This window comes from Streptomyces sp. NPDC057638, from assembly GCF_042800315.1.
GTDB lineage: Bacteria > Actinomycetota > Actinomycetes > Streptomycetales > Streptomycetaceae > Streptomyces.
Window position 1 is genome coordinate 1 of record NZ_JBHVHF010000051.1, and the last position, 15,725, is coordinate 15,725.

A 15,725-nucleotide genomic window follows, 5' to 3' on the forward strand; every position below is an offset into this window, starting at 1 on the left:
ACGCTGCTGCGCGGCGGCCTCGCCCCGCTCGGGGTGCGGGGCCTGTGGCTGTGGCGGCGCACCGAGTCCGACTGCCTCCAGCTCATGGGGCACGCGGGGGTGAGCGCGACGGAGTCGGCGCAGTGGCGGTGGATCCCGCCCGCGCCGCCCGCGCCGTTCCGGCCACCGCTGGTCGAGGGCACCCCGGTCTGGCTGCCGTCGGGGCCACCGGCCGGCCAGGTACTACCGGGTCCGGGGCCGGACGCGGCCCGGGCGCTGCTCCCGCTGCGGCTGCGCGGACGGACCGTGGGGGTGGCGCTCGCGGTCTGGCCGGACCGGACCGAGCTCGACCCCTCGGTGCGCCGGGCGCTGCTGGACCTGGTCGCGGTGGCGGCACGGGTGCTGACGGCGGTACGGGCCGAGCCCTCGCTGCTGCCCGCGCTCGACGATCTGCTCGACGCGATGGCACATCCGGCGCTGGCCCTGGACCACGAGGGCCCGGTGCCCGTGGTCGAGCATCTCAACCGGGCGGGCGCCGAGGCCCTCGGCGTGGCGCCGGACGCCGCCGGGCAGCCCCTGAACCGGCTCTTCCCCCTGGTCCACGGCGATCTGGCCCGGCTCGCCGACGGCGCCCGGCAGAGCGCGTCGACCGCGCGGGCGGCCCGGTTGCCCGGTGAACGCGACTCCCGTTCCCCCGTACCGCTGCTCGATGTACGAGCGGTGCCGGTGGGCACGCGCCGCACGGTGCTGCTCTGGCACACCAGCAGCGACCGCTCCACCACCGCGGTACGGGCCGTGGCCCGGCTCCAGGGAGTGGCCTGGTTCGAGGACAGTCTGCTGACCGGGTCCTCCGCCTGGAGCCATCAGGCGTACGGGATCCTCGGGGTGGCCCAGAGCGAACCCCCGGTGCCGCTGATGGGCTTACGCCACCGGGTCCACCCGGGTGACGCCGGGGATCTCGCCGCGCTGCTGCGGAGCCTGACGGAACACCAGCAGGGCGCGGCGGCCGTCGTGCGGCTGCTCCGCGACGAGGGCCGCCCCAAGCATGTACGGATCACCGCCGAGCCCCTGCTCGCGGAGGGTGTCCTGATCGGCGTCACCGGTGTGTACCAGGATGTCTCCGCCGACTACCACACGGAGGTGGCGCTGTCGGCCACCTTCGACCATCTGACCGCCGTCCAGGCACGCGCGGCGATGCGCCACCGGCTCGCCCTCCAGCTCCAGCAGGCGATCGTGCCGGAGGTGCCCGCGCTCCAGTCGCTGCCGGGTCTGACGGCCACCGCGCGCTACCGGCCCGCCGTGCAGGAGTACCGGGTCGGCGGGGACTGGTACGACGTGCTGCCGCTGCCGGGCGGTTCGGTACTGGTGGCGGTGGGCGACATCGCGGGCCACGGCATCGACTCCGCCACGGGCATGGTCGCCCTGCGCAACGCCCTGCGGGGGCTCGCCTTCACCGGCCGCACCCCCGGCACCCTGATGCGCTGGCTCAACGAGGTGACCCTCCACACCCCCGGCCACCCCACCGCCACCGCCGTCTGTGCCCTCTACGACCCGGCCGACCGCACCCTGCGCTGGGCCAGCGCGGGCCATCTCCCCCTCCTGCTGCTCCGCGAGGGCCGCGCGACCCTGCTGGACCCACCCCGGGACATCCTGCTGGGGGCGGTCCCGGACACGGCCTACCGGGAGACGACGACCCCGCTGAAGCCGGGCGACACCCTGCTGCTCTACACCGACGGGCTGATCGAACGCCGCCATGTCGCCCTGGACGAGGGCCTGTCGGCACTCCTGCGCCGCGCCGAGGAGCTCAGCGGCTTCGCCGTCGACGAACAGGTCGACCACCTCCTCGGCGCGGCGACCGGCGACACCGACGACGACACCAGCCTGATCGCCATCCGCGTGAGCGAGTAGCCCGGCGCGATCGGCGGACGAGGGGGCTCGGGGGCCTCACACGGCAGGGGCTCAGTCCGCACCCGTGAGCAAGGCCCGGATCTTGGCCAGCAGGACATCCGTGTCGACCGGTTTGGCCACGTACTCGTTCGCACCGGCGGAGAGCGCGTCGGCGCGGTCGCCGGGCATGGCCTTGGCGGTGACGACGATGATCGGGACCTCGGCGAAGGGTTCGAGTTCGCGGATGGCGGCCATCGCGGCGAGGCCGTCCATCCCGGCCATCATCACGTCCATCACAATGAGATCGACCTCGCCGTGGGCCTGGAGAAGGTCGATGCCCGCCTGGCCGCTGGCGGCCTGGAGGACGGTCAGGCCCTCGTTCTCCAGTACCTCGGTGAGGGCGAAGACATTGCGGGTGTCGTCGTCCACGACGAGGACCGTACGGCCGCGCGCGGGCTCGGCGGGGTCGGCCGAGGGGTGTTCGGGGGTCTCGGTCTCGGCGCTCTGGCGGGGTGCGGGCAGGGCGCGCAGCGGCAGATGGAGGGTGAAGCGGCTGCCCTCGCCGAGGGCGGACTCGGCGGTGATGGTGCCGCCGAGGAGGTGGGCGACCTCGCGGCTGATGGAGAGGCCGAGGCCGGTGCCGCCGTAGCGGCGGGAGGTGGTGCCGTCGCCCTGCTGGAAGGCGCCGAAGACGCTCTGGATCCGGTTGGCGGGGATGCCGATGCCGGTGTCGATGACCCGGAAGGCGAGGACGGGTCCGGCCTCCCGCAGGGCGGCGGGGAGTTCGGCGGGGGCTGCGCGCTCCACGCACAGTTCGACCCGGCCGCGTTCGGTGAACTTGAGCGCGTTGGAGAGGAGGTTGCCCAGCACCTGGCGGAGCCGGGCCTCGTCGGTGGTCAGGCCGGTGGGGATCCCGGGCGCGGCCACGACCTGGAACTCCAGGGCGCGTTCGCTGGCCACGGGCCGGAAGGTGGCCTCCACCGAGTCCAGGAGCTGGCGCAGCGCGAACGGTTCGGGGTGGACGTCCATCTTCCCGGCCTCGACCTTGGACAGGTCCAGGATGTCGTTGATCAGCTGGAGCAGATCGGAGCCCGCCGAGTGGATGACCTCGGCGTAGTCGACCTGTTTCTCGGTGAGGTTGCCCTCCAGGTTCTGGGCCAGCAGCTGGGCGAGGATGAGGAGGCTGTTGAGCGGGGTCCGCAGTTCGTGGCTCATGTTGGCGAGGAACTCGGACTTGTACATGGAGGTGCGGGAGAGCTGCTGGGCGCGTTCCTCCAGTTCCTGGCGGGCCTGTTCGATCTCCAGGTTCTTGCGCTCGATGTCGCGGTTGCGGTCGGCGAGCAGGGCCGCCTTCTCCCGGTAGGCGGCGTTGGAGCGCTGGAGTTCCTCCTGCCGGGCCTGGAGTTCTTTGGAGCGGGCGCTGAGTTCGGCGGTCAGCCGCTGGGAGCGCTCCAGCAGTTCGTCGGTGCGGAGGTTGGCGGTCAGTGAGCTGAGGTTGACCCCGGCGGTCTCGATGAACTGGTCGAGGAAGTCGCGGTGGATGGGGGTGAAGGGGCGCAGCGCCGCCAGTTCCACGACGGCGAGCACCTGCCCTTCCACCACGATCGGCAGGACCACCAGGGCGCAGGGGTCGAGGGCGCCCGCCCCGGACTCGATGGTGGCGTAGCCGGGCGGGAGGTCGTCGACGGCGATGGTGCGGCGGCTGCGCGCGGCCTGGCCGACGAGTGACTGGCCGAAGAGGAACCGTCTGGGGCCCGCCTCCGGGTCGTCGGGGTTGCCGTATCCGGCGGTCATGACCAGTTCGGGGCCGCGTGAGCCTTCCTGGGTGAGGAAGAAGCCGCCGTACTGGGCGCGGACCAGCGGGGGTACCTCGTCCATGATGAGGTCGGCGATGGCGGCGAGGCTGCGGGTGCTCTGCATCAGGCTGGAGACCCGGGCGACGTTGGTCTTGAGCCAGTCCTGTTCCTCGTTGGCGCGGATGGTGACGCGCAGGGACTCGACCATCGCGTTGATGTTGTCCTTGAGGTCGCCGACCTCGCCGGGGGCCTCCACGGTGATGGAGCGGGTCAGATCGCCCTCGGCGACGGCGCTGGTGACCTCGGCGATGGCGCGGACCTGGCGGGTCAGGTTCCCGGCGAGTTCGTTGACGTTCTCGGTGAGCCGTTTCCAGGTGCCGGAGACGCCCGCGACCTCGGCCTGGCCGCCGAGCCTGCCTTCGCTGCCGACCTCGCGCGCCACCCGGGTCACCTCGGCGGCGAAGGACGAGAGCTGGTCGACCATGGTGTTGATGGTGGTCTTGAGTTCCAGGATCTCCCCGCGCGCCGAGACGTCGATCTTGCGGGTGAGGTCGCCCCGGGCGACCGCGGTGGTGACCTGGGCGATATTGCGGACCTGGTTGGTCAGGTTGTCCGCCATGAAGTTGACGTTGTCGGTGAGGTCCTTCCAGGTGCCGGAGACACCCCGGACCCGGGCCTGGCCGCCGAGTTTTCCCTCGGTGCCGACCTCACGGGCGACGCGGGTGACCTCTTCGGCGAAGGAGGAGAGCCGGTCGACCATCGTGTTGATGGTCTCCTTGAGTTCCAGGATCTCGCCCCGGGCGTCGACCCTGATCTTCTGGGTGAGGTCGCCCCGGGCGACGGCCGTGGCCACCTGTGCGATGCTGCGTACCTGGTTGGTCAGATTGTCCGCCATGGTGTTGACCCCGGTGGTCAGCTCCTGCCACACCCCGCTGACCCGGGGCTCGCGGGCATGGGCGCCGAGCAGACCCTGGCCGCCGACCTCACGGGCGACCCTGGTCACCTCGGAGGTGACCAGGGAGAGTTGTTCGACCATGCCGTTGTAGACGGTCGCGATCTCCCCGAGCAGTCCCTCGGCCTCGTCGGGCAGCCGTACCGAGAGATCGCCGTCGCGTACGGCGGTGAGCCCGGCCAGCAGCTTGCGTAACCCCTCCTCACTCAGATGGGCGGAGGGCGGGGGCACCGGGCGGGCGGGTGATCCCGGGGCGGCGCCGGGGTCGGGGGCGTCCATCGCTGACCTCACCTCTCATGACGGACGGCGCCGGGTGACGGCGCCGCGCTGCGTGAACGGGGAAGGTGGCTGGTTGGGGCGGTGGAACGCGGCGCCGTGGACGGCCGCTGCCACGGGTCCACTCTGGCACGGCGCCGTCGGTGCGACACCCTGAACAGCGCAGAATGCCCGGCGCTCGCCCCGGCACACCCCATGCGATCACCTTCCTTCCTCCTCGTCCCCTTCGACGTGATCGCCCCCCTCAAACCTCGGGGAGCGCGCCCGTGGTTGCGCGCCCGCCGGTATCCGCCCCGGGGCGTGCCGTCCGGCTCCCGCCGGACGGCGGTATGAGCGGTGGGCTTGAACGGGACCGTTATCGCTGGCCCGGGCCGTATCGGCCCGGGAACTCGCCGTATCAGAAGCGGGACCGGACGGATCAGCCGTGGTCCCCCCAATCGGAAGGAGAATCGGAAGGAGAATCGGAAGGGGAATCCGAACGGGACCCGCCGTATCCGCCTGGAACCCCCTGTATCCGAACGGGACCGGCCGGATCAGAACCGGCTCGGAATCCGTCGAAGCGCTACGGGCCTCGCCAGAAGGGAAGTTCGGCCCAGACCGCCTTGCCGTCCGCCGTCGGCGCCCAGCCCCAGCTCCGCGCGAGCCGCTCCAGGACGACCAGCCCGTGCCCTCCGGGGCGTCCGGCGTCCCGGGCCCGTACCCGGGGAGGTTCGGGGCTCCGGTCGGCGACCTCGACCCGTACGCCGTCGGAGAGCTGCCGCAGTACCAGCCCGGTCGGACCGCCCGCGTGCAGACACGCGTTGGTGACCAGCTCGGAGACGACGAGCAGGACATCCCCGGCGGGGTCCCCGTCCCGGCCGGGGGCGGGCCGGCCCCGGCCACCGGGCGGTCCGTGCCGGTCCGCGCGCACGGCCCGCGTCCGGCCGTCCGGCGGGTTCTCTTCGCACGCCCGTACGGCGCGGCTCGTTCTGGTACGGGTTCGGCGTGCCCGTTCTCGTCCGGTGTCCTCCGTACCCGCCCACGGCCGGTCGTGCGCCATCCGCCGACCTCGGCGCGCTCCGCCGCGCCCGTCGGTCCCGCGCCTCCTGTCACTCATGCCTCCTCCCGGTTGCCGCGCTTCCTCCCGTTCCGGGATCGCCCCTCCCCTCGACGGGCAGTGCGGAGAGCGGGGTGGCGATGGACTCCAGGGAGCGCCCCTCGGCGGCGACCGCGAAGAAGAGGGCGACCAGACCCGCCGCGACCATCAGCGCCGCGCCGACGCAGAAGGCGATCACCGCGTCGGCGACGACCCCGCTCCCGGTGAGCCCGGCGAAGACCAGGGGCCCGGAGATCCCGCCCGCCGCCGTGCCGACGGCGTAGAAGAAGGCGATGGACATCGCCCGGGTCTCCATCGGGAAGATCTCGCTGACGGTGAGATAGGCGGAACTGGCCCCGGCGGAGGCGAAGAAGAGCACCCCGGTCCAGCAGAGTGTCATGGTGACGGCGGTCAGCACGCCCGCGCCGAAGAGCCCGGCGGTGGCGAAGAGCAGCACTCCGGACAGGAGGTAGGTGCCCGCGATCATCGGGCGCCGCCCCCAGGTGTCGAAGAGGTGGCCGAGCAGCAGCGGGCCCAGGAAGTTGCCGAAGGCGATCACGGCGAAGTAGTAGCCGGTCGCACCGCTGGGGACCTCGAAGAACGTCACCAGGATGGAGCCGAAGCCGAAGGTGATCGCGTTGTAGAGGAACGCCTGGCCGATGAAGAGCGCGAAGCCGAGGGTGGCGCGGCGCGGATAGACGCGGAAGACGGTCCGGGCGATCTCGCGGAAGGTGAGGGTGCCGCGCTGACGGATGGTGATCTCGGTGGTGGCCTCGGGCAGCGGGCGGCCGGTCTCCCGTTCGATCTTCTCCTCGACCTCGTCGACCAGGCGTTCGGCGGCCGGGGCGCGGCCGTGGACGAGCATCCACCGGGGGCTCTCCGGCACATGGCGGCGTACCAGCAGGATGGCCAGTCCGAGGATGACTCCCAGGGCGAAGGTGAGCCGCCAGCCGACGTCCTTGGGGAAGAGCCCGGTGTCGAGCGCCAGCACGGAGAGCAGGGCGCCGCCCATGGCGCCGAGCCAGAAGCTCCCGTTGATGATCAGGTCGACCCGGCCCCGGAATCTGCTGGGGATCAGTTCGTCGATGGCGGAGTTGATGGCCGCGTACTCGCCCCCGATACCGAAGCCCGTGAGGAAGCGGAAGAGGAAGAACCACCAGGCGGTGAAGGAGAAGGCGGTCAGGGCGGTGGCGGCCAGATAGACCGACAGGGTGACGAGGAAGAGCTTCTTGCGGCCGTAGCGGTCGGTGAGCCGGCCGAAGAACAGCGCGCCGGAGCAGGCCCCGGCCACGTACAGGGCCGCCGCGACACCCGTGACCTGGGCGTCGGTGATCTCCAGCCCGCTGCCCTCCTCGGAGATGCGGCTGGCGATGGAACCAACGACCGTCACCTCCAGGCCGTCCAGGATCCAGACCGTCCCCAGGCCGATGACGATCATCCAGTGCCAGCGGGACCAGGGCAGCCGGTCCAGCCGCGCGGGGACCCGGGTCGTCACGGTGGCCTCGCCCCGGCCCATGCCCGCCTCCCGGCCCGTCGGTGGCCGGTCCCGGGCGGGACGGACCTCGCGCCGCCCACGAGTACCCGAGGGAGCAAGCGGATAAACCGGGCACAGATCCCGCGTGGAGCACCGGGAGCGGGCCTCCGAGGTGAACCGGGAGCGGGCCCCGAGGAGTACCCGGCATACGGTTCCGCCGAGGTGAACCGGGCACGGATCCCCCGAGGAGCACCGGGCGCCGATCCGCCAAGCCCGGCCCGGCACCGATCCCCCGGCGGAACCCGGTCCAGCCCGCCGCTCAGCCCCGCCGGACCCGCGTGGCGTTCCACCGGTCCCCCAGCCACTGGCGGGCGGCGGAGACCCGGGGGTGTTTCTCCCGCTCCTCCCGGCCCCGGCGGTCCAGCTCCTCCATCAGCCGCCGTGAGCGGTGCTCCGGGTCCAGCTCTGCCAGGATCCGGTCGATCTCCGCGAGCAGCGCGCCATGGAGCTGCCAGTCACCCGGATGGCGCTGGACGTCGGAGAGCAGCAGATCGGCCGCACGGTCCCGGCTGGTCGCCGCCGCCGCGAGCTCCGCCGCCAGCCGTCGCTCCGCCGCCTCGGCGCTCACGCTGATCTGCGCGGAGACCAGGACCGCGAAACTGACGAGGGCGTCGGCGACATGCTCCAGCAACTCCCCCAGGGCGCGGCCGGTCTCCCGTACGAACGGTTCGCGCTCGTCCCGCCGTTTGGCCAGATCGGTCATCGTGCGGGTCAGGGCCCGCAGGACGACGACGCAGATCTCCAGCGTGTCGAGGCCGGTCCGCAGCACCACCCGGTTGAGCAGGCCCTCCCGGACCCGGGGGTTGAACCGGAGGCTGTCCTCGGCCTGCCGCAGCGCCCCGTCGACCCCGGCGACCTCGTCATCGAGGCGGCGGGCCTCGTGCAGCCGGGCGGCGGCGGTGGCCACCGAGGTCGGTTCGGTGAGCTGCTCCCCGACGCCGAGCAGCAGATGCCGCATCCGCCGGGCCAGGTCGGTGATCGACTCCCCGGCCGTCTCCACCCAGACCGGTGGGACGAACAGGATGTTGAACAGCAGCCCGACCGTGGCGCCGATGAGTGTCTCCAGCACCCGGTCCCAGGCGGATTCGGCCACCCGGGTGACCCCGAGGACGAGCATGGCGCTGATGGCGACCTCGGGCACGAACTCGTCCACCCGGACCAGCCGCCCCACCACCAGCGAGAGCAGGATGATCAGGCCCAGACTCCACCAGGAGAGCCCGACGATGGCACTGAAGGCGATGGCGATGAGCACGCCCACCACGACCGAGTTGACCCGGCGGATGCCCGTGGTGAGCGTGGAGTAGAGGGTCACCTGCACCACCAGCAGCGCCGTCAGGGGCGCGGTGAGCGGTACGGGTTCGCTGGTCAGCCAGAGGGCGGCGACGTAGGAGATGGTCGCGGCGGCGGTGGACCGGATGGTCTGGACGACGGCGGGATCGCGCCCGTGCCGTCGTACGAGGTCGGCGACGGCGGCCGCGATCGGTGCGCGCGTGGTGGGCAAGGCGCCATCCCTGCTTCCAGGGTCGGGTCAGGGCCCGGGAGGGACGGCCGCCGTCCCGTTCCCGCTCTCCGGCCCCCTCACCGTAAGCCCGCCACCGTCGCCCGCGCGCGCCCACGGTCCCGGCCCGGCCGGTTCCCCCTTCCCGATCCCGGCCGATTCCCGATCCCGGTCCCGGGAGGATGAGACGGTCCCCTCGGGCGGGCTTACGGTGAGAGGGGCGTGGGGACAGCGGTACGGGAGGCACGCGGGAGGCCGAGGAGCGGCGGAGGAGCGGCGATGGACCCCTTGGAGGCACTCGACCGGATCGCGTTCCTCCTGGAGCGCTCCCGCGCGGAGACCTACCGGATCCGTGCCTTCCGTACGGCCGCGACCGCGCTGGCACCGCTCGGCCCCGACGGGATCGCCGAACGCGCCGCCGACGGGAGCCTGGAGCGCGTCAAGGGGGTCGGCCCCAAGACCGCGGGTGTGGTCCGCGAGGCGCTGGCCGGGGCGGTCCCCGGCTATCTGCGGAAGCTGGAGGACGAGGCGGCGGCCACGCCGCTCGCGGAGGGAGGCGCGGCGCTGCGGGCGCTGCTGCGCGGTGACTGCCATCTCCACTCCGACTGGTCCGACGGCGGCAGTCCCATCGAGGAGATGGGACGGGTCGCCATCACTCTCGGCCACGGCTGGGCCGTGCTCACCGACCACTCCCCCCGGCTGACGGTCGCCCGGGGACTGACCGCCGACCGGCTGCGGCACCAGCTGGAGGTGGTGGCGGAACTCAACCGGCGGTGGGCCCCGTTCCGGCTCCTGACCGGGATCGAGTGCGACATCCTGCCGGACGGCTCGCTGGACCAGGAGCCGGAGCTGCTGGCCGAGCTGGACCTGGTGGTGGCCTCCGTCCACTCCGAACTGAGGATGGAGCCCGCCGCGATGACCCGCCGTATGGTCGCGGCGGTGCGCAACCCGCTGGTCGATGTGCTGGGGCACTGTACGGGACGGCTGGTCGCACCCCGCCACCATGTGCGCGGCCCCGGGCGGGAACGCGGTGGCACCCGCCCGGAGTCCCGCTTCGACCCGGACGAGGTCTTCGCGGCGTGCGCCGGCTCCCGTACCGCCGTCGAGATCAACAGCCGGCCCGAGCGGCTGGACCCGCCGATGCGGCTGCTGGCCACGGCCCTGGACGCGGGCGTCCTCTTCGCGATCGACACGGACGCCCACGCCCCGGGTCAGCTGGACTGGCAGCTCATCGGCTGCGACCGCGCCGAACGCGCGGGAGTGCCGCCCGAGCGGGTGATCAACACCTGGGAGGCGGACGCGGTACGGGAGTGGGCGGCGGGCTGACAGCGGCGGCCCTCATGAGGCCGTCACCGGCTCTCCGGGGCGCCGCGCCAGGAAGCGGATGCTACGGATCCGGGGCAGGGGGCAGGGCTCCACGCTCACCTCGGTGAACCCCGCCCGCCGCAGCCGGGCGGGGAGCGTCCCGGGATCCAGGGTGTTCATCGCGGACCCGATATGCAGCACCCGGAACCCCAGACTCGGCAGGCTGTCGCACCCCGCCAGTACCCCACCCGGGCGCAGCACCCGGAACGCCTCCGCGAAGAGCCGGTCCTGAAGCTCGTCCGTCGGCACATGGTGCAGCATCGTGCAGCTCACCACCGCCGAGAACACGCCGTCCGGCGCGGAGAGCGCCGTCGCGTCCTCGGTCAGCACCCGCACCCGCACCCGCTCACCCCACGCCCGCTCCAGCGGCGCGGCGGTCTCCGCGTCGATCTCGACGGCGGTCACCCGGTCCGCACGAGCGACCAGGGTGCTCAGATCAGCCCCGTAGCCCGCACCGACCTCCAGCACATCGGTACCGAGATCCACTCCCTCGAACACCCACGGCAGATAGGTCTCCTCCATGTTTCTCGCCCACGAGCTCGACGAGCACAGCCGTCGATGGGCCCAGTTCATTGGCATATTTCGACGCTAGGGCGGGCCAAGGCCCGCCACCACGGGCTACGCTGCCAACTCATGTCGCAGAACGGACACCTGTGCACGCACGGCAGCGTCCCGGGGACCGCGATCGTGGTCGGCACGTTCACGCTGTCCAAGGGGAGCTGGTACCCCGCCCACCGGCACCCCGTCCACCAGCTCGCCTGGTCCCGCAGTGGCCTCCTCGCCGTACGGACGGCGGAGGGCGCCTGGCTGCTGCCGCCCTCCATGGCCCTGTGGATACCGGCACGGCTGCCGCACTCGACCGGGGCCATGGGCACCGTCGAGCTGCACACGCCCTACCTCGATCCCGCCAGCTGCCCCCACGCCTGGGACGAACCCACCGTCGTCGCCGTCGGGCCCCTGCTCAGCTCCCTCATCCACCACCTGGAACGGGACGACCTGACGCCCGAGGCGCGGCGGCGCGCCGAAGCCGTCGTCTTCGACGTCCTGGAACCACTGCCGGTCACCAGCGTCTCCGTACGGGAACCCCGTGACCCGCGTGCCCGGGCCGTCGCCCAAGCCCTCCTCGACGACCCCACCGACGGGCGCGACCTCCCGTCGTGGGGCACCGAGGTCGGCGCCAGCGCCCGCACCCTGGCCCGCCTCTTCACCGCCGAGACCGGGCTCACCTTCGGCCAGTGGCGCGAACGGCTGCGCATGCAGGCGGCGATGCCGCTGCTGGCGGGGGAGCTGCCCATCGAGGCGGTGGCGCGCCGTGTGGGCTACGGCTCGGCCAGTTCCTTCGTCGCGGCCTTCCACCGCATCGTCGGCCTCACCCCCCGCCAGTACTTCTGACGCCTGGCCGACCGGGCCCACCCCGCCGTGCCTCCATCACCCTCGGCGGAACCCGTGCCCACCAGGAGGGGCCCAGCAGGGGAAGTGGGCCCAGTCCACCCACGGGCGGTCGGCCCGCACCCGGGCATGAGGGTGGGCCCGGCATCAGGCCGGGCCCACGCCGCACGCCCGGCCTCAGCCGGTGAACGCGGCGGACGCGGGATTGGCCGCCGCCCCCTCCGTGCAGAGCAGGACGACCGTCGCCGCCCCGTCGAGCCCGAGCGCGGCGGCGCGCCCGGCGGCGTCCTCACCCGTCAGCGCCGCCCGCACCCCCGCGAGCGCCGCCGCCCCGCAGGGACCGGCCGGAACTCCGAGCGCGGTGAGGTCGCGGGTGGCCCGCGCCGCCTCGGTCTCGGTGATGGCGACCGCCGCGTCCACGCCCTCGCGCAGCAGCGGCCAGGCGAGGCTGGAGGGCGTGCCGCAGTGGAGACCGGTCAGGGCGGTGGGCGAGGTCGGGACCGTCACCCGGCGGCCCGCGCGCAGGCTGGCCAGGAGCGCGGGCGCGGCCTCCGGTTCCACGGTGAGCAGCGCGGGCCCGTGGGGGCGGCGGCGCAGATGGGTGACGGCCGCCTGAGCCAGCGATCCGACGCCGACGGGCACCGCGAGGAGGTCGGGCGCCCGCACTCCGGCGGCGGCGAGCTGCTCGTCCACCTCCGCGAAGAGGGTGGCGTAGCCGTCGACGATCCAGCGTGGCACGCGGTCATGGCCGGGCAGCCCGGTGTCCTGCACCAGGACGGCCCCGGGCGCTTGGGCCGCGCGGGCGGCGCGGGCCACGGCCTCGTCGTAGTCGCCGTCGACCCGGGTCACCGCCGCGCCCTCGGCCGCGATGGCGTCGACGGCCGCCGGGTGGACCGCGTCGGGGACGAGGACGTGCGCGGTCAGTCCGCGCAGCCGGGCGAACCGGGCCACGGCCAGACCGTGGTTGCCGTCGGTGGCGGTCACCAGGTGTACGGAGGTGTCCGGGGGCAGCTCGGCGAGGATCCGGTGGATGGCCCAGGACGCCCCGAGCGCCTTGAAGGCGGGCAGCCCGAGCCGGTCGGACTCGTCCTTGACGAAGACCCTGCCGACGCCGAGCCCGGCGGCGAGGGAGGGCAGTTCGGTCAGCGGGGTGGGCGCGTATCCGGGCAGGGTGGTGTGGAAGGCGCGAATGGCGGCGGAGTCGGGGGCGGGACCCGGGCTCCAGGCTCGGGCCCCGGGGCGGGCGTACCAGGAGCGGAGGGGTGTGGGGCCGGTGAGGTCGGATGGGGTCATCGGGATCATGACCCCACCGTGGCCCCTCTCCCCGCCATCGGTCCAGCGGCCATCGGCGTTCATCGGGGCGAGGAGAGGCCTCCGGCCCATCACCGCCCGGCCCGCACCCCTCACCCGCGTGATGTGGCACCCGACCAGCCGTCCCCGCTCACACGGACGGCACGGCACCCGCCCAGCCCCACCGGCCACTGCCGCGACACGAGACCCGACCAGCCCTCACCGCTCACACGGGCGGCATGACACCCGCCACTCCAGCCGGGTGCCCCGGGGCTCCGCGCCGGAGAGGGTCAGGGTGCCTCCGAGGCGTTCGGCGCGCTCGGCGAGGTTGCGCAGTCCGCTGCGGCGGGCCGGGGCCGGGGTGGGAAGTCCCGTACCGTCGTCGGTGATCTCCACGGTGAGGGTGCCGGAGCGGACCGCGAGGGCGACCTCGGCGCGGGAGGCGTGGGCATGGCGGGCCACGTTGGTGAGCGCCTCACCGAGGACGGCGACGGCCTCGTCGGCGACGGGACGCGGCACGTCGGTGTCGATGAGGCCCTCCATCCGCAGCGCGGGCGCGAAGCCGAGGGTGCGCGCGGCTTGTTCCACCGCCCGGACGGCGCGGACCCGCAGTCCGGGGGTGGCCTGGGGCGACTCGCGTTCGCGGAGTCCGAAGATGGTGGAGCGGATGATCTTGATGGTGTCGTCGAGGTCGTCGATGGCGCGCACCAGACGCTCGGTCGCCTCGGGGTGCTCCACGAAACGCCGGGTGCTCTGGAGCGTCATCCCGGTGGCGAACAGCCGCTGGATCGCCAGGTCGTGCAGATCGCGGGCGATCCGGTCGCGGTCGGCGAGCAGGGTCATCTGTTCGGCGTCGCGGCGCCGGTCGGCGAGTTCGAGGGCGAGCGCGGCCTGTCCGGCGAAGCCGGAGAGCGGGCCAGTCTCGGTGTCGGTGAAGTGGTTGCCCCCGCCGCGCCGGGCGAGCAACAGCACCCCTCGTACCCGGCCCTTCTCCCCGACCGGGACGGCGACGGCGGCACCGAGCCCGCTCCAGCGGTCCTCGGCCGTGTCCCGCGCCATGTCGGGCGAGGTGACCGGCGCGCCCTCGGAGAGCGCGAGCGCGGCGAGGGTGCCCGCGCCGGGCGGGGTGTCCAGATGCCCGTCGGCGCCGTGCCCGCGCGCGAGGGCGCCGCGCAGGGCGCCGTCACGGTCCGTCAGATAGACCACGCCCAGCGCGGAACCGGTGATCTCCCGGGCGCGTTCCACCATCGTGCCCAGTACCTGGCTCTCGCCCGCGCCGGAGAGCAGGGCGCTGGTGAACTCGCCGCTCGCCGCGAGCCAGCGTTCCCGGAGCCGTACCTCCTCGAAGAGCCGGGCGTTCTCGACGGCGATCCCGGCGGCCACGGCGAGGGTGGAGAGCACGGCCTCGTCCTCGGCGTCGAACTCGCCGCCTTCGCGCTTCTGGGTCAGATAGAGGTTGCCGAAGACCTCGTCGCGGACGCGGACGGGCACACCGAGGAAGGACCGCATCGGCGGATGGCCGGGCGGGAAGCCGGAGGAGGCGGGATGGCGGGAGAGTTCCGCCAGTTTCAGCGGCTGGGGGTGGCGGATCAGCTCACCGAGGAGGCCATGGCCGGAGGGGGGCGCGCCGATCCGTTCCCGGGTCTCCTCGTCCACCCCGACGGTGAGGAACTGGGTCAGCCGGTCGTCGTCGCCGATGACGCCGAGCGCGCCGTACTCGGCGTCGACGAGGACGACGGCGGACTCGACGATGCCGCGCAGCACCTGCGGCAGATCCAGTTCGCGGCCGACCGACATCACGGCCTCCAGCAGCCCGTTCAGCCGGTCGCGGGTGCCGCGCACCTCGTCGATACGGGACTGGAGTTCATCGAGGAGCTCGTCGAGCCGCAGCCGCGGCGCCCGGCCCGCGCGCTGTCCGTCCCCATCCATGAAGCCCTCCCAGGCTCTCCCAACCCGACCGGCCTGCCAGGAACTGATCTCACCGTATCGCCTGGGACGCCCCGGCCGTCCGGCAGGGCCGATCGGCCCCCGGGCACGGCCCCTGCGGCATCTGCCGTGGTGGCGCGGCCCCGGGGAGGCTGATCGCTGAGACCCCCACCGAGAGACGAGGACCGCGATGAGCCCGGCCATGACCACGTTGAGCGCTCTTCCGACGGAACACCGCAACCAGCTGATGCAGAGCGCCCGCGAGGTGAACTTCCCCCAGGGCACCCGCCTCTTCGACGAGAGCGGCCGGATCGAGAACTTCTGGGTGGTGCGTACGGGGGTGGTGACGCTGGACATCCGGGTCCCGGGCCGTCGTTCCCCGGTGATCGAGTCCCTGTCCCACGGGGAGCTGGTGGGCTGGTCCTGGCTCTATCCGCCATCGGTGTGGCAGATGGGCGCCTCGGCGACGACGCCGGTCCGCGCGCTGGAGTTCGACGCGGCGCGGGTACGGAGGATGTGCGAGGCCGACCCGTGGTTCGGCTACGAGATCGCCATCTGGGTCGGCTCGGTCCTCGCCCGCCGGCTCCAGTCGGCCCGAACCCGGCTGCTGGACCTGTACGCCCCGTACGGCAGCGGCGTGCCCGCCCGCGGCTAGGGCCTGTCGCCGTGGCCGCGCGGTACGGGCGGGAGGCTGGCCCCGTACCGCGCGCGGCGCGGCCACGGCGGGCGGAGTGGAGACGGCGTCACCCACCGGGAAC

11 protein-coding genes are annotated in these 15,725 nt (G+C 73.3%); 4 read left to right on the forward strand and 7 right to left on the reverse strand.

Annotated features, from left to right (window positions below; all coding sequences use genetic code 11):
- The coding region (locus tag ACFVIM_RS10220; RefSeq protein WP_384300234.1) for a PP2C family protein-serine/threonine phosphatase at positions 1-1,887 on the forward strand (1,887 nt) is incomplete at its 5' end.
- A gap of 51 nt (positions 1,888-1,938) precedes the next feature.
- Here the strand turns inward: ACFVIM_RS10220 and ACFVIM_RS10225 are convergent.
- The 4 genes from ACFVIM_RS10225 to ACFVIM_RS10240 all read right to left on the reverse strand — a co-directional run bounded on the left by ACFVIM_RS10225 (position 1,939) and on the right by ACFVIM_RS10240 (position 9,000).
- A complete protein-coding gene (locus ACFVIM_RS10225; RefSeq protein ID WP_384300235.1) occupies positions 1,939-4,893 on the reverse strand; it encodes a HAMP domain-containing protein in 2,955 nt (984 codons plus the stop codon).
- 559 nt (positions 4,894-5,452) lie between these two features.
- Positions 5,453-5,800, reverse strand: coding sequence for an ATP-binding protein (locus ACFVIM_RS10230; RefSeq protein WP_384300236.1), 348 nt, complete (start codon positions 5,798-5,800; stop codon positions 5,453-5,455).
- A 178-nt stretch (positions 5,801-5,978) separates the two neighbouring features.
- The gene (locus ACFVIM_RS10235) at positions 5,979-7,481 is read right to left on the reverse strand and encodes an MFS transporter (protein WP_384300237.1); all 1,503 of its coding nucleotides are present in this window, start codon (positions 7,479-7,481) and stop codon (positions 5,979-5,981) included.
- A 277-nt stretch (positions 7,482-7,758) separates the two neighbouring features.
- Positions 7,759-9,000, reverse strand: a complete 1,242-nt coding sequence (locus ACFVIM_RS10240) for an aromatic acid exporter family protein (RefSeq protein WP_384300238.1) — start codon at positions 8,998-9,000, stop codon at positions 7,759-7,761.
- A gap of 276 nt (positions 9,001-9,276) precedes the next feature.
- Here ACFVIM_RS10240 and ACFVIM_RS10245 point away from each other — a divergent pair, with 276 nt between their 5' ends.
- On the forward strand, positions 9,277-10,323 hold the full coding sequence (locus ACFVIM_RS10245) for a PHP domain-containing protein (RefSeq protein WP_384300239.1): 1,047 nt from the start codon (positions 9,277-9,279) through the stop codon (positions 10,321-10,323).
- Positions 10,324-10,335: 12 nt separating this feature from the next.
- Here the strand turns inward: ACFVIM_RS10245 and ACFVIM_RS10250 are convergent, their stop codons facing one another.
- Complete coding sequence (locus ACFVIM_RS10250) at positions 10,336-10,941, reverse strand: methyltransferase domain-containing protein (RefSeq protein ID WP_384300240.1); 606 nt, start codon at positions 10,939-10,941, stop codon at positions 10,336-10,338.
- Positions 10,942-10,995: 54 nt separating this feature from the next.
- Here ACFVIM_RS10250 and ACFVIM_RS10255 point away from each other — a divergent pair, with 54 nt between their 5' ends.
- Positions 10,996-11,754, forward strand: a complete 759-nt coding sequence (locus ACFVIM_RS10255; RefSeq protein ID WP_384300241.1) for an AraC family transcriptional regulator — start codon at positions 10,996-10,998, stop codon at positions 11,752-11,754.
- Positions 11,755-11,928: 174 nt separating this feature from the next.
- On the opposite strand, the gene ACFVIM_RS10260 is transcribed toward ACFVIM_RS10255, so the two are convergent.
- Positions 11,929-13,044, reverse strand: coding sequence for a pyridoxal-phosphate dependent enzyme (locus ACFVIM_RS10260; RefSeq protein ID WP_384300260.1), 1,116 nt, complete (start codon positions 13,042-13,044; stop codon positions 11,929-11,931).
- Between the two features lie 216 nt (positions 13,045-13,260).
- Positions 13,261-14,970 carry a GAF domain-containing protein gene (locus ACFVIM_RS10265; protein WP_384300242.1) on the reverse strand — a complete coding sequence of 570 codons (1,710 nt, stop codon included), beginning with the start codon at positions 14,968-14,970 and terminating at the stop codon, positions 13,261-13,263.
- A gap of 199 nt (positions 14,971-15,169) precedes the next feature.
- On the opposite strand from ACFVIM_RS10265, the gene ACFVIM_RS10270 reads away from it, so the two are divergent.
- On the forward strand, positions 15,170-15,622 hold the full coding sequence (locus ACFVIM_RS10270) for a Crp/Fnr family transcriptional regulator (protein ID WP_384300243.1): 453 nt from the start codon (positions 15,170-15,172) through the stop codon (positions 15,620-15,622).
- The last annotated feature ends 103 nt before the right edge of the window (positions 15,623-15,725 follow it).